The following is a 25820-nucleotide window of genomic DNA, read 5'->3' as shown; positions in this document are numbered from 1 at the left end:
TTAGCCGGCGTTTCCTGGCCGGGTAAACTGCTGCTCGGTCATCATCTTTCCCCACTGGTCCCCCTGCCATTCGCGGGTTAACGTGAAGCCAAAGGACTCATACAGTTTGCGGGCCGCGTCCAGACCTTTAAACGTCCACAGCTGAACGGCGCTGAACTGACGACTGTCGCAGAAAACCATCGCCTCACTGAGCAGCCGCCTGCCAATGCCGGTTCCCCGGCAGCTGTCATCGAGAATGAACCAGCGCAGATGCGCCTGCTGCTGGCCGAGATCCTCGCCATCGATCGCCACCGAACCGACAATCTTCCCCTCGCGCATCGCCAGCCAGATCTGGTTGACCTGCGAGGAAAGCCGGGTGACGAATTCCGCGACGCCGCCGGCAACCTTGCCTTCAAAAAAAGCGCCGAAATCATGGTGCCGGGCGTAATACTCCCCGTGCATCTGGGCTATCCGGCCGATCGCCCCTGGCTGATAGCCGGTTACCAGCGAAATTTGCGGCGTCGTTTCCGCAAGCGCAGCATCCCGACACTGCGCCAGCGCCTGAGCATAGGCCGCCAGTCCGCTGGCGACGGTCCGCTGCTGCGTCTCATCGAGATGCGCTAACGCCTCCACCACCCGGCGGGTACCGTAGGCGTTAATCGTTGCCACCGTGTCGTGCCCTTTCGCGGTCAGCGCCAGCGATTTAGACCGCGCGTCCTCCGCGCAGGGGCGCTCCTCCAGCTCTCCGGCGGCCAGCAGACGGGCGACCATCCGGCTGACGCTCGATTTTTCCAGCCCGAGCAATGTGACCAGCTGCGCGGCGGTTATCGTCCCCCTGACCGACACCTCCAGCAGGGTATGCACCGCCGAGGGTGAATAGTGGGTGGCGGCCAGCGTGGTGTTCATAAAACCCAGCTCGCGCACCATTAACCGCGAGGCAGTACGAATTTGTTGGATTAAAGGCGTGTCAGACATCGTGAGGCGTCCAGTGAAGTAGATAGTTGTATTATACAACCATATACTTCAGTCCGCGTCAAGAGGGTAAACTATTCAGCATGGCAAGGTAGCGTATCGGATGATGGCGTGCCGCGGGCGCCGGACTGCGCCCGCGATAAGTATTATTGCGGGTTCTTCGCCTTCCAGGCCTCCCAGGCCGATTTGATCTCCTGCTTCGCGGCGGCGGCATCATTAAAACCGGCCAGCTCGACCTTTTTCCGCCCCTCTGGTAGTTCTTTGTAGACCCGGAAGAAGGCCTCCAGCCGCTGCTGCTCGATTTTCGGCAGATCGGTGATGGTCAGAATGTCGTCATAGGTCGGATCAATTTTACTGGCCGGGACGGCGATGATTTTGTCGTCTTTCTCACCGCCGTCTATCATCTTAAGGACGCCGATCGGCCGCAGCTTAATCAGCGTGCCCGGGGCCATCGGCGCGCGGGTGTAAAACACCACGTCCAGCGGGTCGCCATCCCCGGCCAGCGACTGGGTTAATGAACCGTAGTTCGCCGGGTAAGCCACCGGCATCGACTGAAAGCGGTCGGCGACGATAAACCCCGTTTTAGCGTCGGTTTCATACTTAATGATCCCGCCTGCCGGGATCTCGGTGACTGCGTAAAACTCTTCCGGATTGTTTTCCGGCTGCGGGAATTCCAGCACATTGTGAGCCTGCGCGGCGGCGGAGAAAAGCAGACCGGCGGTGAGGAGCGTTTTGACCAGATGCATTGTTGTATCACTCTGTTGTTATAAGAAATTGATGCGCAAAACAATAAAGTTGGGTGATGAAGAAAACATGACCATTCCGTGACACTATTATTACCTACCAAAATTAGAGGTATTGTCTGAATTTTGTGCTACGGCTGTAGCAAAAAACCACATCCTGTACTAAAGCGCCTTGTTTTTTTCTCCATAGCGTCTAATCCTTATTGGGTAATATTGCATTAATAAAATTAATCAATCCCCTCTCAAGGAGACAGGCATGAAGGCAGCTGTTGTTACTCACGACCATCAGGTTAACGTTACGGAAAAAACGCTGCGCCCGCTGGAATACGGCGAAGCGCTGTTGAAAATGGAATGCTGCGGCGTGTGTCATACTGACCTGCACGTGAAAAACGGCGATTTTGGCGATAAAACCGGCGTTATTCTCGGTCATGAAGGGATCGGGGTAGTACAAAAAGTCGGCCCTGGCGTCGCCTCCCTGAAGCCGGGCGATCGCGCCAGCGTGGCGTGGTTCTTCGAAGGCTGCGGCCACTGCGATTACTGTAACAGCGGCAACGAGACGCTGTGCCGCTCGGTGAAAAACGCTGGCTATACCGTCGACGGCGGCATGGCGGAAGAGTGCATCGTCACCGCCAACTATGCGGTTAAAGTCCCGGACGGCCTCGACTCCGCCGCCGCCAGCAGCATTACCTGCGCTGGGGTCACCACCTACAAAGCCGTTAAGGTCTCCCACATCAAGCCGGGCCAGTGGATCGCTATCTACGGCCTCGGCGGGCTGGGCAACCTGGCGCTGCAGTATGCCAAGAATGTCTTTAACGCCAAAGTGATCGCTATCGACGTCAACGACGGCCAGCTGGAGCTGGCGGCGTCGATGGGCGCTGACCTGACCATCAACTCGCGCAATGAAGATGCGGCGAAAGTGATTCAGGAAAAAACCGGCGGCGCCCACGCTGCGGTGGTGACCGCGGTGGCCAAAGCGGCCTTTAACTCGGCGGTGGATGCCGTTCGCGCCGGCGGCCGCGTGGTGGCGGTAGGCCTGCCGCCAGAGGCGATGAGCCTCGATATTCCACGTCTGGTACTTGACGGCATCGAGGTGGTCGGCTCGCTGGTCGGCACCCGTCAGGATCTGGTGGAAGCGTTCCAGTTCGCCGCCGAAGGCAAAGTGGTGCCGAAAGTCACCCTGCGTCCGCTGGAAGATATCAATGCCATCTTCAAAGAGATGGAACAAGGTCAGATCCGCGGCCGTATGGTTATCGATCTGCGTAGCTAATCGCCAGCGCCTCTCCCGCCCGGGCGAGGCGCTTCTCCTTTCGCGCTTCCCCTCGCTTCCCGCCGCGTAAAGTAAATGCAATTTCCGCAAATGCTTAGCGCAATTCCTTGGTTCCTTTGTTTTTAGCCGCGCCCGATGATGGCAACACAATAGATAACAAAGGAATTCACCATGCATCGTCATTTTCGCCTGCCCGCGCTGGCCGCGCTGTTTCTCTCCGGCGCCTTTTCCGTCTGGGCCGCCGACACGCCGGTTAAAGGCGGTACCTTGATTTATCTGGAGCAGCAACCGCACACCAATCTCTATCCACCCGCCGGCGGCTTTTATCCCAATGGCGGCATACTCAATCAGATCACCGACAAGCTGACCTGGCAGAACCCGAAAACGCTGGAGATTGAGCCGTGGATCGCCGAAAGCTGGACCAGCAATGCCGATAAAACCGAGTACACTTTCCACCTGCGAAAAGGGGTCACCTTCTCGGATGGCACGCCGCTGGACGCCGCTGCGGTCGCCAAAAACTTCGACACCTATGGGCTGGGGGATAAAGCCCATCGCCTGCCCGTCTCGGAGGTGATCAATAACTACCAGCGCAGCGAAGTGATCGACCCGCTGACGGTGAAATTCTACTTCAACAAGCCGTCGCCGGGCTTCCTGCAGGGGACCGCCACCATCGGCTCCGGCCTGGTCTCCCTCAGCACCCTGCAGCGCAATTTCGAGGAGCTGGGCGATGCCCGGCACATCATCGGCTCCGGTCCCTTCGTGGTGCAGGATGAAAAACCGGGTCGCGAGCTGACGCTGGTGGCGCGCAAGGATTATCAGTGGGGGCCGAAAAACATCGCCCAGCAGGGCCCCGCTAACCTCGACGGCATCACCTATATTGTCACCCCGGAAGACAGCGTGCGCATCGGCGCGCTGCTGGCGGGCCAGGCGGGCTTTATTCGCCAGGTGCAGGCCTACGATGAAAAGCAGGCGACCGATCAGGGATTTACGGTCTACGCCGCGCCTACCCGCGGGGTCAACGACAGCCTCAGCTTCCGCCCGGATAACCCACTGGTCGCCGACCTGCGGGTGCGCCAGGCCCTGCTCCATGCCACCAACGCCCGGCAGGTGGTGGAGACGCTGTTCTCCGCTAACTACCCGCAAGCCACCTCCGTGCTGGCCAGCTCCGCCGCCGGCTATGTCAATCTGAGCGATAAGCTCACCTTCGACCAGGCCAAAGCCCGGCAGTTGCTGGATGAGGCCGGCTGGAAACCCGCCGCCGACGGCATTCGCAGCAAAGACGGGCAGCGGCTGGCGCTGACGGTCTATGAGTCGCTCCCGCAGCCGCAGAATAAAGAAGTGCTGCAGCTGATCGCCCAGCAATGGCGCCAGGTGGGGGTAGCGTTAACGGTCAAAGCCGGGGACGCCGGCAGCCGTACGCTCGACAACCTCGACCCGCAGAAAACCCCGCTCACCGTCTCGGAAGTGGGCTGCGCCGACCCGGATGTAGTGAAAAGCATGTTCTTTCCTAACAACCGTGACGCGCTGCTGCAGAAAGGCGGCTCCAGCGATAAAGTGCAGCACTTTCGCGATGATAAGCTGAACAACCTGCTGACCGGCATCTCCGCGGCGGTGGAGCCGCAGCAGCGCCTGCAGTTAACCGGCGATGCCCAGCGCTATCTGATCGATAACGCCTATGTGATCCCCATTTTCGAAGAACCGCAGGTGTTCGCCGGCGCGCCGTGGGTGAAAGGCGTCAGCTTCGAAGCCGTCGGGCGTCCGTCGTTCTACGGCGCCTGGCTGGATAAACACTAAGAGGCCGGATATGAGCGCTTATCTTCTGCGACGGTTCGGCCAGGGGCTGCTGGTCCTGTGGGCGGCGTTTACCCTCACCTTTTTCCTGCTGCAGGTGCTGCCGGGGGATGCGGTGCTGATCAAGTTTCAGAACCCGGACCTCGGTCTGAGCCCGGCGCAAATCGCCGACATGCGGCTGGCCTACGGCGCCGACAGCCCGCTGTGGCGCCAGTACCTGCACACGCTGCTGGCGATGCTGCACGGCGACTTTGGCTATTCCCTGCAGGCGGGTCTGGCGGTCAGTAGCCTGATTGCCAGCAACCTGCCGGATACCTTAAGCCTCGCCCTGCCGGCCTTCCTGCTGGCCGTGATCCTGGCGTTTGCCCTCGCTTTCGCCTCACGTCTGCCGGGGCTGCGCTGGCTCAGCAACCTCCTGCAGTCGCTGCCGGTGCTGTTTATCTCGCTGCCCACCTTCTGGCTGGGTATCGCCCTGATCCAGCTCTTTTCATTTCAGCTGCGCTGGATCCCGGTGATTAACCCCGGTCCGCTGGAGGGGCTGATTTTACCGGTTATCGCCGTCGCGCTGCCCATCTCCGCCCCGCTGGCGCAGATCCTGATGCGCAGCATGGATCAGGTGGCGGTTCAGCCCTTCGTCGCGGTCGCCCGCGCCAAGGGAATGAGCGAGACCGGCGTCCTCTGGCGCCATGTGATGGGTAACGCCCTGCTGCCGGCGCTGAATATAGCCGGGCTGCTGCTGGGCGAGCTGATTGCCGGGGCGCTGATCACCGAGACCGTCTTCGGCCGCAGCGGCCTCGGCCAGCTGACCCAGCAGGCGGTGAATAACCAGGATATCGCCGTGCTGCAGGCGGTGGTGATGATCTCAGCTCTCGGTTTCGTCCTGATCAACCTGCTGGTCGACCTGGTCATGCCGCGGCTGGATCCCCGACTCCAATTACAGACCGGAGGTGCGAAATGAGCCTGGTCGACTATGCCATCGCGGCTCGCCGCCGCCCGGAGTGGCGCAAAGTGCGTCTGCAGCCAGGCCTGTGGCTGGCGTGGGCGGTGATGATCACCGCCCTGTTAATGGCCCTTGCCCCACAGTGGTTTACCTCCGCTAACCCGCTGGAAGGGATCCCCGGCGCTCAGCGCCTGGCGCCGCAGGCGCACTACTGGCTGGGTACCGACCAGCTGGGCCGCGACCTGTGGACGCGGGTGGTTTACGGCGCGGTACATTCTCTGTCGGCGGCGCTGATCGCCGTCGCCATCGGTCTGGTGGTGGGCACCGCCCTTGGCACCCTCGCCGGGGCGCTGGCCGGCCGCGTGGAATCAACCATCATGCGCCTGGTGGATGTCCTGCTGGCTATCCCTTCCCTGCTGCTGCAGCTGACGGTGATCATTCTGCTGGGTTTTGGCACGGTGAATGCGGCGGTGGCGGTCGGCGTGGCGGCCATCGCCAGCTTCGCGCGCCTGGCGCGGGCGGAGGTGGTGCGCGTTCGCCACAGTGATTACGTCGAGGCGGCCCGGGGCAGCGGCGGCACCTTTCTCGCCATCTTCTGGCGTCATATCCTGCCCAACTCGCTCACCGCGGTACTCGCCTTCGCCACGCTGCAGTTTGGTCAGGCGATGCTGGCGCTGGCCACCCTCAGCTTCCTTGGCTACGGCACCCCGCCGCCGGTCCCGGAGTGGGGATTACTGATCGCCGAAGGTCGTAATTACCTGTCGACCGCCTGGTGGCTGACCACCTTCCCCGGCCTCGCCGTGGTCGCGGTGGTCCTTGCCGCCAATCGTCTTAGCCGCCAGTGGAGTGGAGTACGCCCATGAACGTTCTCTCTGTTGAAGATCTACGCATCAGCTACCGGTCGCGGGACGAATGGCGCGAAGTGGTGCATAACGTCAGCTTTTCCATTCAGCGCGGCGAAATGCTGGCCTTCGTCGGTGAATCCGGCTCGGGGAAAACCACGACCGCGCAGGCCATTATCGGCCTGCTGGCGGATAACGCCCGCCGCGACGCCGGGCGGATTATCCTCAATGGCGAAGTGATCAGCGACTGGTCGGCAAAACGCCTGAACCGCCTGCGCGGGGTGAGCATTAGCCTGGTGCCGCAGGACCCCGGCAATTCGCTTAATCCGGTAAAAACCATTGGTCAGCAAGTGGAAGAGATCCTGCGGCTGCATCAGTCCCTTTCCGCCGCCGAACGCCGGCAGCAGGTCCTCAACCTGCTCGCTAAAGTCGGGCTCAGCCACCCGGAACAGCGTTTTGAACAGTACCCGCATCAGCTGTCGGGCGGGATGAAACAGCGGGTGCTGATCGCCATCGCCATCGCCCTGCAGCCGGATCTGATTATTGCCGACGAGCCCACCAGCGCCCTCGACGTTACGGTGCAAAAGCGCATTCTCGATCTGCTCGACATCCTGCGGCGCGAGTCGGGAACCGCCGTGCTGTTTGTCACTCACGATCTGGCGCTGGCCGCCGAACGCGCCGACCGGATCATGGTGTTTCGCCAGGGCGAGATTCAGGAACAGGGCGCCACCGAGGCGATTATCCGGCGTCCGCAGCACCCTTACACCCGCCAGTTGCTCCACGATCTGCAGGACGCGCCGCTGAGGCTGACGGCGGATCGTCACCGTCCGCTGGCCACGCCGGCCATTCGCGTCGAAGGGATCAGCAAACGCTTCTCGCTGGGCAAACAGGCCCTGCAGGCGCTCGACAGCGTCAGCTTTGAGGTCAGACGCGGCAGCACCCATGCGCTGGTGGGCGAATCCGGCTCCGGGAAAACCACCCTGGCGCGGATCCTGCTGGGCTTCGAGCGCGCCGACGCCGGACAGGTGACCATCGACGGTATTGACGCCGGGCATCTCAGCCGCGAGGCGCAGCGTCAGCTGCGGCGCAAAATCCAGTTCGTCTACCAGAACCCCTTCGCTTCGCTCGACCCGCGCCAGACGCTGTTTGCGATTATCGAAGAGCCGTTAAAAAACTTTGAGCGCCTCAGCGCGGCGACGCGTCGCCAGCGTGTGGAGAGCGTCGCCGCCCGGGTGGCGCTGGCCCCGGAGCTACTGTCGCGGACGCCGCGGGAGCTTTCCGGCGGCCAGCGGCAGCGGGTGGCGATTGCCCGGGCGCTGATCCTCGAGCCGGCGATACTGGTTCTTGACGAAGCGACCTCGGCGCTCGATGTCACCGTTCAGGCGCAGATCCTCGCCCTGCTGCAGCAGCTACAGCAGCAGCTTGGTCTGAGCTACCTGTTCATTACCCACGATCTGGCGACGGTGAGGCGGATTGCCGACAGCGTCACGGTGCTGCGCGCTGGCCAGGTGGTGGAGCATGGCGACGTTGGGCGCCTGTTCGCCGCTCCGCAGCAGGCCTACACCCGCGAACTGATCGCCGCCATTCCCCAGGTATCCCCACGCCTGGCTCAGGCCCACATGGAGAACGCATAATGCCTAAACGCCTCGGCTTTTTTACCCGTCTGCTCGATCAGGGCTCCGCACAAACGCGCTACCGGCTGGCGGCCGAACAGATCCGCCACGCGGAGCGCGTCGGCTTCGACAGCGCATGGATTGCACAGCACCATTTTCATGAACAGGAAGGCGGCCTGCCTTCCCCGCTGGTGTTCCTCGCCCACGTGGCGGCGCAGACTGACCGCATTCGCCTCGGCACAGCGATTATCACGTTGCCCATGGAGAATCCGCTGCGCGTCGCCGAAGACGCGGCGGTGCTGGATTTACTCACCGACGGGCGTCTGGAGGTGGGATTTGGTTCCGGCGGCACGCCAACGTCGTTTCTGCCCTTCGGCCTGACCAGCGAGCAGCGCGGGGCGGTGTTTGCCGACCATCTGCACCTGATCCACAGCGCCTGGCGCGGCGACACCCTCAGCCACCCGGACAACCGTCTCTATCCGCCCGCGCCGCAGCTGGCGGCGCGCATCTGGATCGCCACCTTCTCGGTGGAAGGCGCCATCCGCGCCGGTCAGGCGGGGCACGGGCTGATGCTGTCGCGCACGCAGCCCCGGCCGCCCGGTGAGCCACGCCTGCCGCTGGACGCCATTCAGAACCCGATCGTCGACGCCTATCTGGCGGCGCTGCCGGACGGCGTTGCGCCGCGGATCCTCGCTTCGCGCACCGCCTTCGTCGCCGACAGTCGCGCCCACGCCCTGCAGGTCGCCGAACCCGGCCTGCGCAAGCAGGCGGCACAGCACCGGGCTGCGGGTCATCTGATAGAAGGTGACAGTGTCACTGACTATCTGCAACAGCTGGATGCCCACGTGGGCGATCCTGAGCATGTTGTTGCCTCCCTGGCGCAGGACAGCGTGCTGGCCCGCGCCACCGATGTTTCGTTCCAGGTGCACTCGGTGGAGCCTTCGCACCGGGATACGCTGCGTTCCATTGAGCTGATCGCTCAGCATATTGCCCCCCACATCAGATAAGGAGTCACCATGACGCTGAGTCAGGATATTCTGGCCGAACTGGCGGAGATCGCCGCCGGTTCCCCGCTCGACCAGGCGCGCGCAGTCCGCGATGCCGCTACCCGACATGCGCAGGGAAGTTATGAAATGCTGTTCAGCCAGCAGGACGCCGACTTTCCCCTCGATGAACGCTTCGCGGTGGCGGCAAAGGTGGCGAAGCTCCATCAGGCGGACGCGCTGGCGGCGCACTATGCCGGCTTCGGCCTGGCCGATCCGACCACGGATCGTCTGGTTCCGGCGCTGGCCTTTGCCCGCCTGCTGACCTTCACCCCCGTCGAAGCGACACCCGGCGCGCTGCAGGCTCTGACAAACGCGGGCTGGAGCCTGCGGGGCATCGTCACCCTGGCGCAGCTGGTGGCCTTTGTCAGCTTCCAGAGCCGCCTGCTGCTGGGTCTGCGGGCGCTCAACCACCAGCCCATCGTCAGCGCCGATACGCCGGTGGTGGCCGGGTACTGGCACACCACCCCGCACGCGCAGAGCGGCAAAGCGGCCCCCGTGCGCTTCACCCGCGAGGAGCTGCACTGGGAACCCTGGCTGGCGGATAAACCGCTGGTGGAATTTAGCGCTGAAGAACAGGCGATTCTGGCCAAATATGGCCATAGCGATTCGCCCTACTTCCGCCTGCTGGCGCGCAACCAGCCGGTGCTGGAGCAGCGGACGCTGACCGATAAAGGTATTTTCTATACCCCGGGGGGATTGCCGCGCGCCGAACGTGAACTGGCCGCCACGGTGGCCAGTAAAATCAACGGCTGTATTTACTGCGCCTCGGTGCATGCCCGCAAAGCGGCGCAGCTGGCGAAGGACGAGACCGCCGTCGACACGCTGCTGGCGGTGACGCCGGGAGAGGATCTGCGCGGTGGGCAGTCGCCGCGCTGGCAGGCGGAAATCGACGCCGCCGCCGCGCTATCGGTGACGCCGCCCGCGCTGAATGCCAGCCATCTGGCAGCGCTTGATGAACAGGGCTTAGATACTCTGGCCCAGCTGGATCTGCTGCAGTCAGCGGCCTTTTTCGCCTGGGCCAACCGGCTGATGTTGACGCTCGGCGAGCCCTGGCGTGAGTAAGCGTCGTTAGCAAGCCTGTCGGCGCTGATGGCGGCCGTAGATGAGCAAGGCGCTCATCGCCAGAAACGACAGCGTGGCGGCGGGGAGCGCCACGCTGTTCCAGCCGAAGCCCTGGGCAATCATCATTCCGCCGCAGAAGGCGCCGATGGCGCTCCCGAGGTTAAAGGCGATCTGCCCCCCTGCCGCCCCCAGCATCTCGCCGCCTTTGGCGTTCTGCAGCAACAGGATCTGCAGCGGCGCCGACAGGGCAAACAGCCCGGCACAGCAGAAAAACGCCAGCGTCAGCGAAGCGATTTTATGCTCCCCGAAGGCAAAGATCAGCAGCAGCGTCACAGCGATCGCCCCGTCGGTGATGGCCGCGATGCGCAGCGGACTGTAGCGCCCGGAAATTTTGCCGCTGAACAGGTTGCCGACCACCATCCCCAGCCCCGCCAGCATCATAATCAGCATCATCCGGCTTTCGGCAAAGCCGGAAACGTTGAGCATAAAGGGCTTAATGTAGCTGAACCACGCGAACACCCCGGCGTTGCCGAACATGGTGGCGGCAAAAATCAGCCACGGCGCCGGGGAAGCGAGGAAACGGAACTGCTCGCGCAGCCGGGTGGTGGCCCGATCATACAGCGTAGGGACCCAGCAGAAGATGGCCATAAACACCGCGACGTTAAACACCGCGATAAGCGCGAAGGTATAGCGCCAGCTAAAATGATGCCCAAGCCAGGTGCCCCCGGGAACGCCCACCAGGTTAGCCACCGTCATGCCGCCGATCATCCCAGCCACCGCGGCGGTCACCCTCCCCGGCGGCGCGATTTTCGACAGGATGATCGCCCCCACGCCGAAGAAAGCCCCGTGGGGAAACCCGGAAACCAGCCGGCCAAGCGCCAGCATGGCGTAGCTGCTCGAGAAGGTAAACAGGGTATTGCCGAGAATGCACAGGGCGGCGAGAAACAGCATCACCGATTTCAACGAAAACCGACTGGAGAGCAACGCCATGATCGGCGCGCCGATCACCACGCCGAAGGCATACCAGGCAATCATATTGCCGGCGGCGGGGATTGAAATCCCGACATCGCGCGCCATGTCCGGCAGCACGCCCATAATGCCAAATTCCGCCATGCCGAGTCCGAAAGTGCCCAGCGCCAGTGAAAAAATCGTTTTTTTCATACATCTTATAGGGGTATTGAGAGACGGCCGGCATTATTGACCATCCCGCCTCGCCACACCAGCTAAAAACGCCCGACGACAGTATCCTCCATACAACGGCCTGATTCGTTCATGCGCTCGCCAGCGCCGCCGTTGGCGGTCCTGCTGGCGGCAGAGGCGCCTGGCGGTGGATAATTCCCTGTAAAAATTGGTGGGCACGCAGGGACACATTGTGGATTGTTCTCAAGTTAACTTGAGGTTGTAAAGTCGAGACATCGTTCACCTCGGGAGAATCATCCATGCAAAATGTTGATGTTGGCTTTACCCATGTCGCCTTTACCGTCCGCTGTCTGGCCAGCAGCATCGATTTTTATACCCGCTACACGGCGATGACCGTTATTCACCAGCGCGAACCCAACCTCCCCTCGGCGCGTAAAGTGGCGTGGCTCAGCGATCGCACCCGACCTTTCGCCCTGGTGCTGGTGCAAAGTGATGACCCTGCCGACACGCCGCTGGGTCCGTTCGGCCATCTCGGCGTCGCCTGCGCCACCCAGGCGGAGATCGATGAGAAGGTCGCCCAGGCGCGGCGGGAAGGCGTTCTGCGCCGGGAACCGGAGCAGCTGGGCGATCCTGTGGGCTATTTCGCTTTCTTTGCCGACCCGGACGGTAACACCCTGGAGCTGTCATGGGGGCATCGGGTGGGGCTGGAAGTCATTGCCGCGGGGAACGTCAGCTAGCCCGTCCCGGGCGCGAATATTTTCCACCGCCACGCCAGTGAAGGATTACACTTCAAAGGGATACCTCGGCAACACGGAGCATGGCGATGGGTAATAAGAAAAGCGGTCATCCTGTCGACGCGGCGGTGAAGATCGCCCCGCTCGACAATAAAGCGTACGAGAAGGCGCTGCGCAAGCTCCACGTTGAGCTGGTAAAACTGCAGCGCTGGGTGGTGCATAAAGGGCTGAAGGTGTGCATCGTCTTTGAAGGCCGGGACGGCGCCGGCAAAGGCGGCACGATTAAGGCGATCACCGAGCGCGTCAGTCCGCGGATTTTCCGGGTCGTCGCCTTACCCTCGCCCACCGAACGCGAGAAAAGTCAGCTCTATTTTCAGCGCTATATCAAGCACCTCCCGGCGGCTGGCGAAATCGTGATTTTCGATCGCAGCTGGTATAACCGCGCCGGCGTCGAACGGGTGATGGGCTTTTGTACCCCGGAGGAGGTGCAGAAGTTCCTCGACGGCGCGCCGATGGTGGAGCGCGGCATGGTCGAGTCGGGCATTATCCTGCTCAAGTACTGGCTGGAGGTCTCTCCGCAGGAGCAGGAGCGGCGCCTGCGGGATCGCATCGACGACGGGCGCAAGATCTGGAAGCTCTCGCCGATGGACATCAAGTCTTTCAACCGCTGGGATGAATATACCGCTGCCCGCGACGCCATGTTCGCCGCCACCGACACCGCCTGGGCGCCGTGGTTCGTCGCCCGCTCCGAAGATAAAAAGCGGGTGCGTCTGAATATCATCACCCACCTGCTGTCGCAGATCCCCTACGAAGCCTTGCCAGTGGAGCATGTCACGCTGCCGAAGCGCAAAATGAGCAAAATGAAACAGACCAATTTCCCCTTCCGCTTTATTCCGGAGAAGTTCTGATTATTTCCCGCCGCGCTGGCTAACGCCAGCGCCGGGTTTATTACCATAACCATGAATATTTCATGCGGTTGCTTTCCTCTGGAAGTTGCTTCGCAAAATAAAAAACAAATCCGAACCAGGTATTTCTTTTCATCGCACACCGCGTGATAATCAGCTCGCCAACAACAAGGAGCAGATAATGAAACAGAATGCCGTTAACAAGTCACAGACTCGCGATCGTACAACAACGGTTAACCCGCAAAACCAGGCACTTACCATCGTCGATGCGGACAAACGCCGAAAAGACCAGGAATTCATTAAGGCACTGAATGAGTTTACTGCCCGTGCAGGGTTGTTGTCAGAGGATCCTTTTTTCGGAGGGATTTAATGGCGGCACAATTTGATATCTTTCGTAACCCATCATCGAGAACCAATGCGTTTCAACCTTATTTAATGGTAATCCAACATGATTATTTTAATGACCTTGGTACACGTTTAATTGTGCCGCTGAGCTATCATTCTCATTTGACCGGCCATTATCATACTGCCGCCCCGGTTATTAATATGGAGTTTGAGAAACTGTTCATCAACACGCCGGCAATCACCAGCGTGGCAAAGCAAAGGCTGGATAAAAAATATTTTATCTGCAATTTGGCTAAAGAAAGAACGACCGTGATATCAGCGATGGACGCATTAATCACTAACACATAAACCCGCTCCAGCAAAACTGGAGCGGGCCTCCTGGCCAGACGGCTTACTTCATCCCTTCGCGACTCTCTTTGATCGCCTCCAGACGTTCCACATCGCGATACCAGCGCGGGTGATGTTTCTTCGCCCAACGGCGGCTGACCTTGCCTTCAATCATCCCCTTAATCGACCCCTTCACCCAGAACGCCATATACATATGGATAAGGATCGCGTGGATCAGAATAATGGCCGACGTCGCGTGAATTAACAGGCTGTAGCGAATCACCTGAATCGGGAAATAGTGGGCAAACCAGGGACGCCAGATAATCACGCCGGTCACCAGCAGCACAAAAATCATGCTCATGATGGTCCAGAACATCATCTTTTGCCCGGCGTTATATTTACCGACCCGCGCCACTTTATGCTCGTTGCCTTTCAGCACCTCCACAATGCCTTTCAGCCAGGGGATATCCTGTTTATCTGGGATGTTGTGATGGACAAAACGCACGAACATAAACATCAGGGCGATAAAAATCAGCACTCCGAAGAAGGGGTGCAGAATACGCCCCATCTGCGGGGTACCGAAGGTTTCCGTCAGCCACTGCAGGGTCGGGAAGAAAAACGAAATACCCGATAGCGCCACGAGGAAGAAAGCGATCACCACCGTCCAGTGACAGGCGCGATCGATAAAGGTCGTGCGCACTATCATCTTCGATTTACTCATCATGCTCCTCCTCGTCGTCGTCAACTTCCTTATTTGGCCCGATACCGATGTAGTGATAGATAAGCCCGGCAAAGGTAGCGATAAAGCCCGCCGCCGACAGCGGCTTCAGGATCCCTTTCCACAGCTCCACCGAGGTATCAATCTTCGGCGCAGCAGGCAGCTTGTGATAAAGCTCGGGCTGGTCGGCATGATGCAGGACGTACATCACATGGGTGCCGCCGACGCCCTGCGGGTTGTAAATCCCGGCCCTGGCATAGCCGCGTTTTTTCAGCTTAGCCACCCGCTCCTCGGCCACCTCCAGCATCTCTTTCTTCGTACCGAAGTGGATCGCGCCGGTCGGACAGGTTTTCACGCACGCCGGTTCCTGACCGACGCTGACCCGGTCCACGCACAGGGTGCATTTATAGACCCGGTTATCCTCTTTATTGAGACGCGGGACGTTAAACGGACACCCGGCAATACAGTAGCCGCAGCCGATGCAGTTTTCCTGCTGGAAATCGACGATGCCGTTGGCGTACTGAATAATCGCCCCGGCGGACGGGCAGGCCTTCAGGCAGCCCGGCTCTTCGCAGTGCATACAGCCATCCTTACGGATAAGCCACTCCAGTTTGCCGTTCTGTTCGGTCTCGCTAAAGCGCATCACCGTCCAGGATTTCGCGCTGAGATCCGCCGGGTTGTCGTACACCCCGACGCAGTGCCCCACCTCATCGCGGATGTCGTTCCACTCGGAGCAGGCCACCTGGCAGGCTTTACAGCCCACGCAGGAGGAGACATCGATAAGCTTGGCGACTTCCGCCTTATGGTCCCGCGCGCGCGGCGCGGGCGTGATCGGGTTGGTCGCGGAGCGTTTAATAATGTCTTGTGTTTCCATCGCCATTGAATCGCTCCTTACGCTTTCTCGATGTTGACCAGAAACGCCTTGTACTCCGGCGTTTGCGAGTTGGAATCGCCGACGTTCGGCGTCAGGGTGTTGGCGATATAGCCTTTGCGAGCCACGCCTTCAAAACCCCAGTGCAGCGGGATCCCGACGGTCTCCACCTGCTGGCCGTTGACGTTGAGAGTTTGCAGACGGCGCGTCACCACCGCCACCGCGCGAATAAAGCCGCGCTGGCTGCTGACTTTTACCCGGTCGCCGTTGGCGATGCCTTTCGCTTTTGCCAGCCCTTCGCTGATTTCGACAAACTGTTCCGGCTGCGCGATGGAATTGAGCAGCGCATGCTTGGTCCAGGTATGGAAGTGTTCGGTCAGACGATAGGTGGTCCCGACGTACGGGAACTTATCCTTCTTACCTAAGCGAATGGCGTCCTCTTCATACACACGCACCACCGGGCTGGAGACCACCTTCGGGTGCAGCGGGTTAGTGCCAAGCGGGGTTTCCATCGGCTCGTAGTGTTCCGGGAACGGTCCTTCCGCCAGCTTATCCAGTGCGAACAGGCGACCCAGCCCCTCCTGCTGCATGATAAACGGCCCGGTGTTGCTCCCCGGCGGCGCGGTATTGAAGTCCGGAATATCATTCCCGACCCACTTGCTGCCGTTCCACTGGATCAGCATCCGCTTCGCATCCCACGGCTTGCCGTTGATGTCGGCTGACGCGCGGTTATAGAGCACCCGGCGATTGAGCGGCCACGCCCAGGCCCATCCCAGCGTATTGCCCAGACCCGACGGGTCGGCGTTATCGCGGTTCGCCATCTGGTTGCCCTGCTCCGTCCAGCTGCCGCTGTAGATCCAGCAAGACGACGCGGTGGTGCCGTCATCGCGCAGCAGCGCGAAGCTGTTCAACAGCTGGCCCTTTTTCGCCAGCGGCGCGCCGTTAGCGTCGTAGAGATCCGCCAGCGCGTAGCCGTTGTTTTCTTTGGCAACTTCTTCCGATTCCGGATGGTCCGGTTGTTTGTAGTTCCAGCCCATCTTCAGCAGCGGCTCAGCGCCTTTACCGCCTTCGGTGCGGTACAGTTCGCGCAGACGATGGTAAATCCCGGCCAGGATCTCGCCGTCGTTACGTGCTTCACCTGGGGCATCCTGACCTTTCCAGTGCCACTGCAGCCAGCGGCCAGAGTTAGCGATCGAACCGTCCTCTTCGGCAAAGCAGGTGGACGGCAGGCGGAAGACTTCGGTCTGAATGGCTGCCGGGTCGACATCGTTCGACTCACCGTGGTTTTGCCAGAAGGTCGAGGTTTCGGTGACCAGCGGGTCGATAACCACCATATACTTCAGCTTGCTCAGGCTGCGAACCACCTTGTTTTTATCCGGGAACGACGCCACCGGGTTAAAGCCCTGGCAGATATAGCCGGTGACGTTGCCGTTATCCATCATGTTGAAGTACTTGATCACGTCGTAAGCCTGGTCCCACTTCGGTAACCACTCAAAGCCCCAGTCGTTCTCTTTTTGCGCCGCCTCGCCGTAGAAGGACTTCATCAGGCTGACAAAGAATTTCGGGTAGTTGCTCCAGTAGTTCACCTGGTCCGGCAGGGTCGCTTTTGGCGTGTTGGCCGTCAGATACGTCTGCAGATCCGGCTGCTTATCAGAAGGCAGCGTCAGGTAGCCCGGCAGGCTGGTGGACAGCAGGCCAAGGTCGGTCAGTCCCTGAATATTAGAGTGACCGCGCAGGGCATTCACGCCGCCGCCGGCCATGCCCATATTGCCGAGCAGCAGCTGGATCATCGCCATGGTGCGAATGTTTTGCGCGCCGACGGTGTGCTGCGTCCAGCCCAGGGCATACAGGAAAGTGGTGGTGCGATCGGCGGCGCTGGTTGAGGCCAGCACGTCGCACACCTTGAGGAAGTCCGCTTTCGGCGTACCGCAGATGTTTTCGACCACCTCCGGCGTGTAACGGGAAACGTGCTGCTTCAGCAGGTTCCACACGCAGCGCGGATGGCTGAGCGTCTCATCGCGTTTGGCGTAGCCGTTTTCATCGAACTGGTAGTTCCAGGACGATTTATCATACTGGCGTTTGTCCGCATCATAGCCGCTGAACAGCCCCTCTTCGAAGGCAAAATCATCCCGCACCAGCAGGCTGGCGTTGGTGTAGTGCTTCACGTACTCGGCATTGATTTTGTTATGTTCGATCAGGTACAGCAGGACTCCCGACAGGAAGGTAATGTCGGTACCGGAGCGAATCGGCGCATAGATATCCGCCACCGACGCCGTACGCGTAAAGCGCGGGTCGACAACGATAAGCGTGGCGTCGTTGTTGTTTTTCGCTTCCATCGCCCAGCGGAATCCCACCGGGTGGGCTTCCGCGGCGTTGCCGCCCATCACCACCACGACGTTCGCGTTTTTGATATCCACCCAGTGGTTGGTCATCGCACCGCGACCAAATGTTGGAGCAAGACTTGCTACCGTTGGTCCGTGTCAGACGCGTGCCTGGTTGTCTACCGCCAGCATGCCGAGCGAACGCACAAATTTTTGCGTCAGCATGCCGGTTTCATTACTTGCTGCCGAAGCGCACAGCATGCCGGTGGAAAGCCAGCGGTTAACCGTCACGCCCTGTTCGTTCTTTTCCATAAAGTTGGCGTCGCGGTCGGCTTTCATCAGCCGGGCGATGCGGCTGAAGGCTTCATCCCAGGAGAGTCGCTGCCATTTATCAGATCCCGGCGCGCGGTATTCCGGGTAGCGCAGGCGGTTGTCACTGTGGACATAGTCCAGCAGGCCGGCGCCTTTCGGGCATAACGCGCCGCGGCTCACCGGATGGTCCGGATCCCCTTCAATATGGTAAATCGCTTCTTTGGCGTTTTTCGCGCCGTCGCCGAGGCTATACATTAATAGCCCGCAGCCAACGGAGCAGTAAGTGCAGGTGTTGCGGATCTCTTTCGCACGCAGCAATTTGTAGTTGCGTGCCTGAGCCAGCGCCATTTTGGGGGCAAAGCCCAGGGCGGCAGCTGTGGTTCCGGCCATACCGCCTGCGCAGATCTTAAAGAACTTTCTGCGGCTGACGTCCATTGCATTCCTCCATGCAGGATGTTGATTCATCGCGCGGAGGAAACTAACAGCAAAATCCCGGGAAAATTTGCGTCAAATCAAGGAGCAAAACCAACGCCCCCTTAATCGCCAGCCGCGGCCGTTTTCACTAATCCCTAGGGGTTACCCATGGCGGAAAATTTCGCCCCGCGGCGGTAAAAAGATGATATATATGCCGGCTGCATTTGCGTAACCCTCAGGATAAGCATGGAGAAAAAGAGAGCCACGACCATCGGCTTCGCCGCCATTATTTTATGGAGCACCATGGTCGGATTGATTCGCGGCGTCAGCGAAGGACTGGGACCGGTCGGCGGCGCGGCGATGATTTACAGCCTCAGCGGCCTGCTGCTGATTTTTACCGTCGGTTTCCCTAACCTGCGCCAGATCCCGCGCCGCTATCTGCTGGCCGGCAGCGCGCTGTTCGTCAGCTATGAAATCTGCCTCGCGCTATCCCTGGGCTATGCCGCCAGTCGTCAGCAGGCCATTGAAGTGGGGATGGTCAATTACCTGTGGCCCAGCCTGACCATCCTGTTCGCCATCCTGTTTAATGGTCAGAAAAGCAGCTGGCTGGTGATCCCCGGTTTGCTTCTCGCCCTGCTTGGCGTCGGCTGGGTGTTGGGGGGTGAGCACGGCCTGCAGCTGGACGAGATTATCAGCAACGTCATCTCCAGTCCGCTCAGCTATCTGTTGGCCTTTATCGGCGCCTTTATCTGGGCGGCCTACTGCACGGTGACGGCCAAATATGCCCGCGGCAAAAATGCCATTACCCTGTTCGTCCTGTTAACCGCGCTGACGCTGTGGCTGAAGTTTCTCGCCACGCCGCAGCCGCCGATGGTCTTCAGCTGGCCGGTCAGCATCAAGCTGCTGACGGTAGCGGTGGCGCTCGGTCTGGCCTACACCGCGTGGAACGTGGGGATCCTCCACGGCAACGTCAGCCTGCTGGCGGCGGCCTCCTACTTCACGCCGGTGCTCTCCTCCGCGCTGGCGGCGATCCTGCTTAGCGCCACGCTATCGTGGCCCTTCTGGCAGGGGGCCGGGATGGTGTGTCTCGGCTCCCTGCTCTGCTGGTACGCGACCCGCCGTTAGCCGAGATCGCCGCCCGCCACCGGGAGGGTCACGCCGGTGATATAGCTGGCCTCATCGCTGGCGAGGAACAGGATCGCATTCGCCTGTTCCGCCAGCGTGCCGTAGCGGTGCATCAGGCTGCTGGCCACCGTCTGATCGACCACCTGCTGATACCACGCCTTCTCCTGCTCATCGGGCTGCTCGTCGTTACGCGGCGTCAGGCGCGGCGGCGCCTCCGTCCCGCCCGGCGCGACGGCATTGATGCGGATGCCGCTGCCGCTGTACTCCATGGCGATCGACCGGGTCAGCGCATTGACGCCGCCTTTCGCCGCCGAGTAAGGCACCCGGTTGACCCCCGCCGTCGCCACCGATGAGACGTTGACGATGCTGCCTTTGCCCTGCTTGAGCATCCAGGGCAGCGCCGCGCGACAGCCCCACAGGGTGGGAAACAGCGAGCGGCGGATCTCTTTCTCGATCTGGTCCGGCTGGTATTCGGCAAACGGCCGCGCCCAGATGGTCCCCCCGACGTTATTGATAAGCACATCGATGCGGCCAAAATGCGCGACCCCGTCGGAAAATGCCTGCTCGGCGCTCGACCACTGTTCCAGGTCCGCCTCCAGCGCCAGCACCTGACTGCCGGACTGCGCCAGGGTCGCCGCCAGCTCGCGCACCCAGGGCGCGCGATCGATGAGCAGCAGAGCCGCGCCTTCCGCAGCCGCCTGCTCCGCGGTCTGGCGGCCAATGCCCTGGGCCGCGCCGGTGATGGCGACCACTTTATCGCGAAAACGCATACTTCCTCCTTATGCCGCCGCGCTCTGGCTGGCGATAAATTTCTCGTACCAGAAGCCCGCCGGGGCGATCCCTCGCTCGCGCAGCGCCGTGGCGACCGCGTTGACCATCGGCGGCGGGCCGCAAAGGTAGATATCGACCTCGCCATTATTCAGCATAGCGTCGTCAAGATGATCGGTGACAAAGCCGCGCTGTGGGCAGGCGCTGTTTTCCTCCGCCACCACCGGCAGCCAGCGAAAGTGGGTTAACTGCTGACGGAATGCCTCCAGCGCCTCGGTCTTCACCAGGTCGCCGTCGCGCGTGACGCCATACAGCAGGGTCACCGGGCGCGAGCTGTTCTGCGCCTGCAGGGTCTCGAGCATGGAGAGCAGCGGCGCCAGCCCGGTGCCGCCGGCCAGCATCAGCAGCGGACGTTCGCCATGACGCAGATAGAAGCTGCCCATCGGGCCGCTGAGGATCAGGCGATCGCCGGGCCGCGCCTGCCGGGTTAACCACTGGCTCATCATGCCGCCGGGCACGTTACGGATCAGGAAACGTCCTTCTGCCGAGCCTGGGCGGGAGCTGAAGGAATAGGCGCGAACGTGCGGCGTGCCTGGCACCTGGATGTTGACGTACTGCCCCGCCAGGAAGTCCAGCGGTTCATCGAGGGCGACCACCAGCTCGACGGCGGTATCGGACAGACAATTCACCTGCCGCACCTGCGCCCCGGTGTTCGTCAGGGCGGTTTTACACTGGGCGGCAGCCACTGGCACATCGATTACGCAGTCGCTGGTGGGCACCATCTGACAGGTCAGCACCTGGCGGGCCTGCGCTGCCGCGTCGCTTAGCGCTTCGTCGAGATACTCGTCGCCGAGAGCGTATTCCCCGCTGGCGCAGTGGCATTTGCAGGTGCCGCACACGCCGTCCGAGCAGTCCATCGGCAAATTCACCTTCTGCCGATAGGCGGCATCCAGGACTTTCTCTCCGGCATGGCATTGAATAAAGCGGGTAATACCGTCCTCAAAATTAAGAGCAATAGTGAAGGTCATAAGCGCCTCTTAAATGTGGTAAACGTCGATCACCTGACGGATATAATCGTTATTCAGGCGCACGGTTTTGCGCACGATCTGCGGTCTGCCGTCCTGCTCGGTCAGCGTGCAGCAGGTGGCGCCGAAAAAGGCGTCGGTGTGCTGATAGCGGTGGCTCCAGGTCACCCAGCTGTAACGCACCTCCAGCCCTTCATCGTTCTCCCCCAGCAGCTCGACGTTGCTGATGATATGGGTGGTCCGCGGCTCCGGCGTGCTGGCCCCGGACCGCTCGGTTTTAATGCGGTAGACGCGATCCTCCAGCCCTTCGCGGTTGGGATAGTAGATCAGCGAAATCTCTTTTTGCGGATCGCGCGTCAGCTGGTCATCGTCGCCCCACGCGGGCATCCAGTAGACGACCTGCGGGCTGTAGCAGCTGAGCCATTCATCCCACTGACGATCATCCAGCAGACGGGCTTCGTAATAGAGAAACTGGCGTACCTGTTCGAGGTTCAGCATCAGGCCACCTCCACGCGCTGGGTGATCGACTGGTCATAGCGTTGCTGCTCTTGTTCAATCGCCGCCAGCATCAGCGTCTGCCAGTGATGGTGATGGGCGATATACAGCGCCTCGTCCTCTGATTTCACGCCGCTTAAGCGCGGATGAAATCCGGCGTGCTGCGCATGCGCATCCGGACCGTCGACCCAGCGCAGCGCGCCGCGGCTGAGATCGCTCCACGCCAGGTTTTCGCCGAGATAGCCGCGCTGACAGGCGCTGAACTCTTCGAGGTCGTCCGGGGTCCCCATCCCGCTGACGTTAAAGAAATCCTCGTACTGGCGGATGCGCAGGGCCCGCGCCTGGTCGGATTCCCCCTTCGGCGCAAAGCACCAGATAGTGACTTCGGTTTTGTCCACCGCCAGCGGACGAATGACGCGGATCTGGGTGGAGAATTGATCCATCAGATAGACGTTGGGGTACAGGCACAGGTTGCGGGTTTCGTTGACCATCTGGTCGGCGCGGAGTTCGCCGAATTCCGCCTGCAGGCGCTCGCGGTGGGCATACACCGGGCGCACCTCCGGATTCAGCGCCCGGGTCCACAGCAGCATATGGCCGTTATCAAATCCGTAGCCGCCGCCGAGGCTTTTTGACCAGCCGTTGGCGTCCACCGCATGGGTGCCTTCCGCTTCATAATTGCGCCGCGACATGGTGGAGGCATAGTTCCAGTGCACCACGCTCACGTGGTAGCCATCAGCGCCGTTCTCTGCGCCCAGCTTCCAGTTGCCCTCGTACACATAGCTCGACGATCCCTTGAGCACCTCCAGCCCCTCCGGCGCCTGGTCGACGATCAGATCGATGATTTTGCAGGTTTCCCCGAGATAGGCTTCCAGCGGCTGCACGTCGGCATTGAGGCTACCGAATAAGAAACCGCGATAGGACTGAAAACGCGGCAGCTTTTGCAGGTCGTGCGATCCTTCCTGTTTGAAAGTGTCAGGATAGCCGCCGGTGCTTTCATCTTTGGCTTTTAATAGTTTGCCATTATTGCTGAAGGTCCAGCCGTGAAACGGACAGGTAAATGAGTTTTTATTCCCGGTTTTCCGTCGACATAACATGGCGCCGCGATGGGCGCAGCTGTTAATTAACGCATGCAGCTCGTTCTTTTTATCGCGGGTAATAATGACCGGCTGACGCCCCAGCGTCAGGGTATAATAATCCCCCGGCTCGGCTATTTGGCTTTCATGGGCAAGAAACGCCCAATTACCTTCAAAGATATGCTTCATTTCAAATTCAAACAGCTGCGGGTCGGTAAATATCGAACGGTGGCAGCGGTAAATATGGTTTTCACGATCGACAATTAAGGCGTTGTTAATTTTGTTTTTAAGCGCTGATAGCGTTTTTTGCATGAGTCAGTCCCTCCTGCAGTATTCAGGATGAAAGAAACCGGGTGAATTGTTTGCTTTCAGGTGCAATGTCTGGCCCGGGCAACCGCATGCCCGGGGCCGTTACAGCAGATTACGCTTTGGCGCGCAGGCGGGCGCCGCGCTGCTCTTCGTCGGCGCTGAGCGCTTTACACAGGGTGAAATCAAAACAGACCTCAGTGTGCTCTCCCTCAAGGTCGCGCTGCGCGATAGTCTCGCGGTCCGTCACTTTGATCGGGTCGGCAATCAGGCCGTCGCGGGTGGCAAAGGCAAAATCATCCCACAGGTATTTATCGCCGCTGAGGTTGATCTGGCTGGTGAGATGTTTATGCCCCGGCGCGGAGACGAAGAAGTGAATGTGCGCCGGACGGTTGCCATGGCGGCCTAACCGATCCAGCAGCTTCTGCGTCGGGCCATCCGGCGGACAGCCGTAGCCGGATGGCAGGATGCTGCGCACGCTGTAGCGGCCATCGGCGCCGGTGCGGATCCGCCGGCGCAGGTTGTATTCGCTCTGGCTCGGGTCGAAGAAGGAGTAATTGCCGAGGGTATTGGCGTGCCAGATATCGACAATGGCGTTGGCCACCGGCCGGCCCTCGGTATCGTTGACCTGGCCATGCAGCCACATCACTTCCCCGGCGTCGGCGCCATCATCCATCCGGGCGTGGCCGTCGGCCAGCGGCGCATTAGCCACATACAGCGGCCCTTCGATGGTGCGTGGGGTGCCGGTTTCCCGGCGCGCCGCCGCGTCAATGGCGTCCTGACGCAGGTCGAGGAAATGCTCCAGACCCAGTCCCGCCGCCAGCAGCGCCGCCTCCTGACGGCCGCCCAGCGCATGCAGATAGTTCACCGCATGCCAGAACTCTTCTTCGGTAACGTTATAGTCGTCGATCAGCGTACAGATATTCTCCAGCAGACGGTGAATAATGGCTTTAAAACGTTCGTTACCGCCAGGGACATGTAAACCCGCGCCTTCACGTAATAATTTCTGCACGGCTTCTTGTTGTACGAAAGCATTACTCATCATTATTCTCTCTTATCGTTGTAGGGTATTTTCCGGGTCACCCCGGCATGAGGTCAGGTGTTATTATTATTAGCTATCGTCGTCACGAACAGACGAGGGATGACGGCACAGCGCCTCGACGTGAATATCCATAAAAGGATACAGCGGCAATCCCATTAATATTTGATGTAACTCTTCGGCATCGTTGACATCGAAAATACTGACATTGGCGTAAAGACCGGCGACGCGCCAGATATGTCGCCATTTGCCTTCCCGCTGTAATTGTTGTGAATAGGTTTTTTCGCGTTGCTTTATTTCCTCCGCTTCGGCGACGGGAAAACCAAGCGGAATATTCACGGTCATCTCCACTTTAAATAGCATGTGTTTCTCCTGTTACCCGCTACGCCTGGCGGGTGTAAAAACGCAGTTTGTCTTCATCCAGCTCGACGCCAAGACCCGGGGTTTGCGGGAGCGCCACCTCGCCGTCGGCAAAGGAGAGCGGTACGCGGACGATATCGTCTTTCAGCAACAGCGGGCCGAACATCTCGGTGCCCCACTGCAGCGGCAGCGTCGACCAGGCATGCAGCGAGGCGACAGTCCCCACGGTCCCCTCCAGCATGGTGCCGCCATACAGGCCAATCCCCGCCGCCTGGGCGACGCGAGCCAGCGCCAGTACGCTATTCGGTCCGCCGGCCTTGGCTATTTTCAGCGCGTAAGCGCCGGTAAAGCCCTGCTGCGCCAGTTGATAGCCATCGTAAGCGGTGGCTACCGCTTCGTCGGCGAGGATCGCGGTTTCAATATGCTGGCTCAACCGCACCAGCGCCGCGTTGTCGTGGGCGCTGACCGGCTGTTCGATGAGGTCGACGCCCATCGCCGCCAGCTCGCGGCAGCCTTTCGCGCCGGTCGCGGCGTCCCAGGCCTGGTTGACGTCGACGCGGATGCTGGCGCGATCCCCTAACGCTTCCACAATGGCGCGGGTATGGCGCAGGTCGGTAGCTAATTCGCGGGCGCCAATTTTCAGCTTGAATGCCCGATGGCGGCCCTCTGCTAACAATTTTTCCCCTTCGGCAATATCTTTTGCGGTATCGCCGCTGGCTAACGTCCACAGCACCGGCAAGGACGTTTGCAGCGCGCCGCCGAGCAGCGCCGACACCGGCAGGCCCAGCGCTTTGCCCTGCGCATCCAACAGCGCGGTTTCAATGGCGGACTTCGCAAAGGTGTTGCCTTTAATGGCGCTGTTCATGCGGGCGGTCAGCGCATTCAGGTTATCGGCCGGTTGCCCCAGCAGCAGCGGCGTCAGGTAATGCGTTATCGCCGACGAGATAGCCTCCGGGCTCTCGACGCCATAGCTCAAGCCGCCGATGGTGGTGGCCTCGCCAATGCCGCAGATGCCGTCGGAGCGAGTAAGGCGCACAATCACCAGCGTCTGACATCCCATGGTGGTCATCGACAATTTATGTGGCCGGATGGTTGGGACATCCACAATCCAGCTCTCAATACCTTCTACGGTGGCAGTCATTTTCGCTTCCTGATGAGATGTATAACTTTTTGTACCCACATCCATAACGGGGAGGGCTGTGCCATTGACAATAGGGTTCGGTCTGGCGGGTGGTCAACGGCGATAATCGAAATGTTGTGCGATTATCGGCACGTTTGTTAAAAGGC

General features: G+C 60.5%; 25 protein-coding genes. 12 read left to right on the top strand and 13 right to left on the bottom strand.

What is annotated here, in order from left to right; all coding sequences use genetic code 11:
• Together ACLH1U_RS03510 and ACLH1U_RS03505 are read right to left on the bottom strand one after the other, a co-directional pair.
• Entirely contained in the window at positions 1 to 954 is a 954-nt protein-coding gene (locus ACLH1U_RS03510) for a GNAT family N-acetyltransferase (protein WP_411299051.1), read from the bottom strand.
• Positions 955 to 1097: 143 nt separating this feature from the next.
• Positions 1098 to 1697, bottom strand: a complete 600-nt coding sequence (locus ACLH1U_RS03505) for an inorganic diphosphatase (RefSeq protein WP_032452997.1) — start codon at positions 1695 to 1697, stop codon at positions 1098 to 1100.
• Positions 1698 to 1950: 253 nt separating this feature from the next.
• On the opposite strand from ACLH1U_RS03505, the gene adhP reads away from it, so the two are divergent.
• The 7 genes from adhP to ACLH1U_RS03470 all read left to right on the top strand — a co-directional run bounded on the left by adhP (position 1951) and on the right by ACLH1U_RS03470 (position 10255).
• On the top strand, positions 1951 to 2961 hold the full coding sequence (gene adhP, locus ACLH1U_RS03500; protein WP_255893121.1) for an alcohol dehydrogenase AdhP: 1011 nt from the start codon (positions 1951 to 1953) through the stop codon (positions 2959 to 2961).
• 171 nt (positions 2962 to 3132) lie between these two features.
• Positions 3133 to 4755 (top strand): TIGR04028 family ABC transporter substrate-binding protein, encoded by a 1623-nt coding sequence (locus ACLH1U_RS03495; RefSeq protein ID WP_411299050.1) that lies wholly within the window; start codon positions 3133 to 3135, stop codon positions 4753 to 4755.
• 10 nt (positions 4756 to 4765) lie between these two features.
• Positions 4766 to 5710 carry an ABC transporter permease gene (locus tag ACLH1U_RS03490; RefSeq protein WP_023289836.1) on the top strand — a complete coding sequence of 315 codons (945 nt, stop codon included), beginning with the start codon at positions 4766 to 4768 and terminating at the stop codon, positions 5708 to 5710.
• Positions 5707 to 6555 carry an ABC transporter permease gene (locus tag ACLH1U_RS03485; protein WP_117132234.1) on the top strand — a complete coding sequence of 283 codons (849 nt, stop codon included), beginning with the start codon at positions 5707 to 5709 and terminating at the stop codon, positions 6553 to 6555. Before ACLH1U_RS03490 ends, ACLH1U_RS03485 begins: the two co-directional genes overlap by 4 nt.
• Positions 6552 to 8168 (top strand): dipeptide ABC transporter ATP-binding protein, encoded by a 1617-nt coding sequence (locus ACLH1U_RS03480; protein WP_255893053.1) that lies wholly within the window; start codon positions 6552 to 6554, stop codon positions 8166 to 8168. The genes ACLH1U_RS03485 and ACLH1U_RS03480 overlap by 4 nt, the downstream gene beginning before the upstream one ends.
• On the top strand, positions 8168 to 9154 hold the full coding sequence (locus ACLH1U_RS03475) for a putative FMN-dependent luciferase-like monooxygenase (protein WP_181403091.1): 987 nt from the start codon (positions 8168 to 8170) through the stop codon (positions 9152 to 9154). The genes ACLH1U_RS03480 and ACLH1U_RS03475 overlap by 1 nt, the downstream gene beginning before the upstream one ends.
• Positions 9155 to 9163: 9 nt before the next feature.
• Positions 9164 to 10255, top strand: a complete 1092-nt coding sequence (locus ACLH1U_RS03470; RefSeq protein ID WP_285202583.1) for an alkylhydroperoxidase domain protein — start codon at positions 9164 to 9166, stop codon at positions 10253 to 10255.
• A 6-nt stretch (positions 10256 to 10261) separates the two neighbouring features.
• Here ACLH1U_RS03470 and araJ read toward each other — a convergent pair whose 3' ends face one another.
• Entirely contained in the window at positions 10262 to 11416 is a 1155-nt protein-coding gene (gene araJ, locus ACLH1U_RS03465) for an MFS transporter AraJ (protein WP_023289841.1), read from the bottom strand.
• Positions 11417 to 11694: 278 nt separating this feature from the next.
• Between araJ and ACLH1U_RS03460 the strand changes: the two genes are divergently transcribed.
• The 4 genes from ACLH1U_RS03460 (at position 11695) to ACLH1U_RS03445 (ending at position 13727) form a co-directional block, all read left to right on the top strand.
• Positions 11695 to 12132, top strand: a complete 438-nt coding sequence (locus ACLH1U_RS03460; RefSeq protein ID WP_411299049.1) for a VOC family protein — start codon at positions 11695 to 11697, stop codon at positions 12130 to 12132.
• Positions 12133 to 12218: 86 nt separating this feature from the next.
• Positions 12219 to 13037, top strand: a complete 819-nt coding sequence (ppk2, locus tag ACLH1U_RS03455) for a polyphosphate kinase 2 (protein WP_104467159.1) — start codon at positions 12219 to 12221, stop codon at positions 13035 to 13037.
• A gap of 178 nt (positions 13038 to 13215) precedes the next feature.
• Positions 13216 to 13404 carry a hypothetical protein gene (locus tag ACLH1U_RS03450; protein WP_044523461.1) on the top strand — a complete coding sequence of 63 codons (189 nt, stop codon included), beginning with the start codon at positions 13216 to 13218 and terminating at the stop codon, positions 13402 to 13404.
• Entirely contained in the window at positions 13404 to 13727 is a 324-nt protein-coding gene (locus tag ACLH1U_RS03445; RefSeq protein WP_101976428.1) for a CcdB family protein, read from the top strand. The genes ACLH1U_RS03450 and ACLH1U_RS03445 overlap by 1 nt, the downstream gene beginning before the upstream one ends.
• A gap of 43 nt (positions 13728 to 13770) precedes the next feature.
• On the opposite strand, the gene fdnI is transcribed toward ACLH1U_RS03445, so the two are convergent.
• From fdnI to fdnG, 3 genes are read right to left on the bottom strand one after another with little or no spacing between them, the layout of a single operon-like run.
• Complete coding sequence (gene fdnI, locus ACLH1U_RS03440) at positions 13771 to 14427, bottom strand: formate dehydrogenase-N subunit gamma (protein WP_023289846.1); 657 nt, start codon at positions 14425 to 14427, stop codon at positions 13771 to 13773.
• Positions 14420 to 15304, bottom strand: a complete 885-nt coding sequence (gene fdxH / locus ACLH1U_RS03435; RefSeq protein WP_032453008.1) for a formate dehydrogenase subunit beta — start codon at positions 15302 to 15304, stop codon at positions 14420 to 14422. The genes fdnI and fdxH overlap by 8 nt, the downstream gene beginning before the upstream one ends.
• A gap of 11 nt (positions 15305 to 15315) precedes the next feature.
• Positions 15316 to 18363: a formate dehydrogenase-N subunit alpha gene (gene fdnG, locus ACLH1U_RS03430; RefSeq protein WP_411299048.1), complete on the bottom strand. Its 3048-nt coding sequence runs from the start codon at positions 18361 to 18363 to the stop codon at positions 15316 to 15318.
• Between the two features lie 225 nt (positions 18364 to 18588).
• On the opposite strand from fdnG, the gene yddG reads away from it, so the two are divergent.
• A complete protein-coding gene (gene yddG, locus ACLH1U_RS03425; RefSeq protein WP_411299047.1) occupies positions 18589 to 19467 on the top strand; it encodes an aromatic amino acid DMT transporter YddG in 879 nt (292 codons plus the stop codon).
• Here yddG and benD read toward each other — a convergent pair.
• The 7 genes from benD to ACLH1U_RS03390 form a co-directional block, all read right to left on the bottom strand.
• Positions 19464 to 20237 carry a benzoate diol dehydrogenase BenD gene (benD, locus tag ACLH1U_RS03420; protein ID WP_411299046.1) on the bottom strand — a complete coding sequence of 258 codons (774 nt, stop codon included), beginning with the start codon at positions 20235 to 20237 and terminating at the stop codon, positions 19464 to 19466. The two genes, yddG and benD, sit on opposite strands and share 4 nt — an antisense overlap.
• A 9-nt stretch (positions 20238 to 20246) precedes the next feature.
• Positions 20247 to 21263, bottom strand: a complete 1017-nt coding sequence (gene benC, locus ACLH1U_RS03415; protein WP_411299045.1) for a benzoate 1,2-dioxygenase electron transfer component BenC — start codon at positions 21261 to 21263, stop codon at positions 20247 to 20249.
• 9 nt (positions 21264 to 21272) lie between these two features.
• Positions 21273 to 21758, bottom strand: coding sequence for a benzoate 1,2-dioxygenase small subunit (gene benB, locus ACLH1U_RS03410; RefSeq protein ID WP_023289852.1), 486 nt, complete (start codon positions 21756 to 21758; stop codon positions 21273 to 21275).
• The gene (locus ACLH1U_RS03405; protein ID WP_236948199.1) at positions 21758 to 23140 is read right to left on the bottom strand and encodes a Rieske 2Fe-2S domain-containing protein; all 1383 of its coding nucleotides are present in this window, start codon (positions 23138 to 23140) and stop codon (positions 21758 to 21760) included. Before ACLH1U_RS03405 ends, benB begins: the two co-directional genes overlap by 1 nt.
• A gap of 109 nt (positions 23141 to 23249) precedes the next feature.
• Entirely contained in the window at positions 23250 to 24176 is a 927-nt protein-coding gene (gene catA / locus ACLH1U_RS03400; RefSeq protein ID WP_048298680.1) for a catechol 1,2-dioxygenase, read from the bottom strand.
• A gap of 69 nt (positions 24177 to 24245) precedes the next feature.
• Complete coding sequence (gene catC, locus ACLH1U_RS03395; protein WP_085551073.1) at positions 24246 to 24536, bottom strand: muconolactone Delta-isomerase; 291 nt, start codon at positions 24534 to 24536, stop codon at positions 24246 to 24248.
• A 19-nt stretch (positions 24537 to 24555) separates the two neighbouring features.
• The gene (locus ACLH1U_RS03390; protein ID WP_172969387.1) at positions 24556 to 25719 is read right to left on the bottom strand and encodes a muconate cycloisomerase family protein; all 1164 of its coding nucleotides are present in this window, start codon (positions 25717 to 25719) and stop codon (positions 24556 to 24558) included.
• Positions 25720 to 25820: the final 101 nt, after the last annotated feature.

The sequence above is a fragment of the Klebsiella sp. 1SOBk5mer genome, assembly GCF_046603115.1.
In the GTDB taxonomy this organism is placed as follows: Bacteria; Pseudomonadota; Gammaproteobacteria; order Enterobacterales; family Enterobacteriaceae; genus Klebsiella; species Klebsiella quasipneumoniae.
This window is presented reverse-complemented; position numbering and strand designations above follow the sequence as displayed.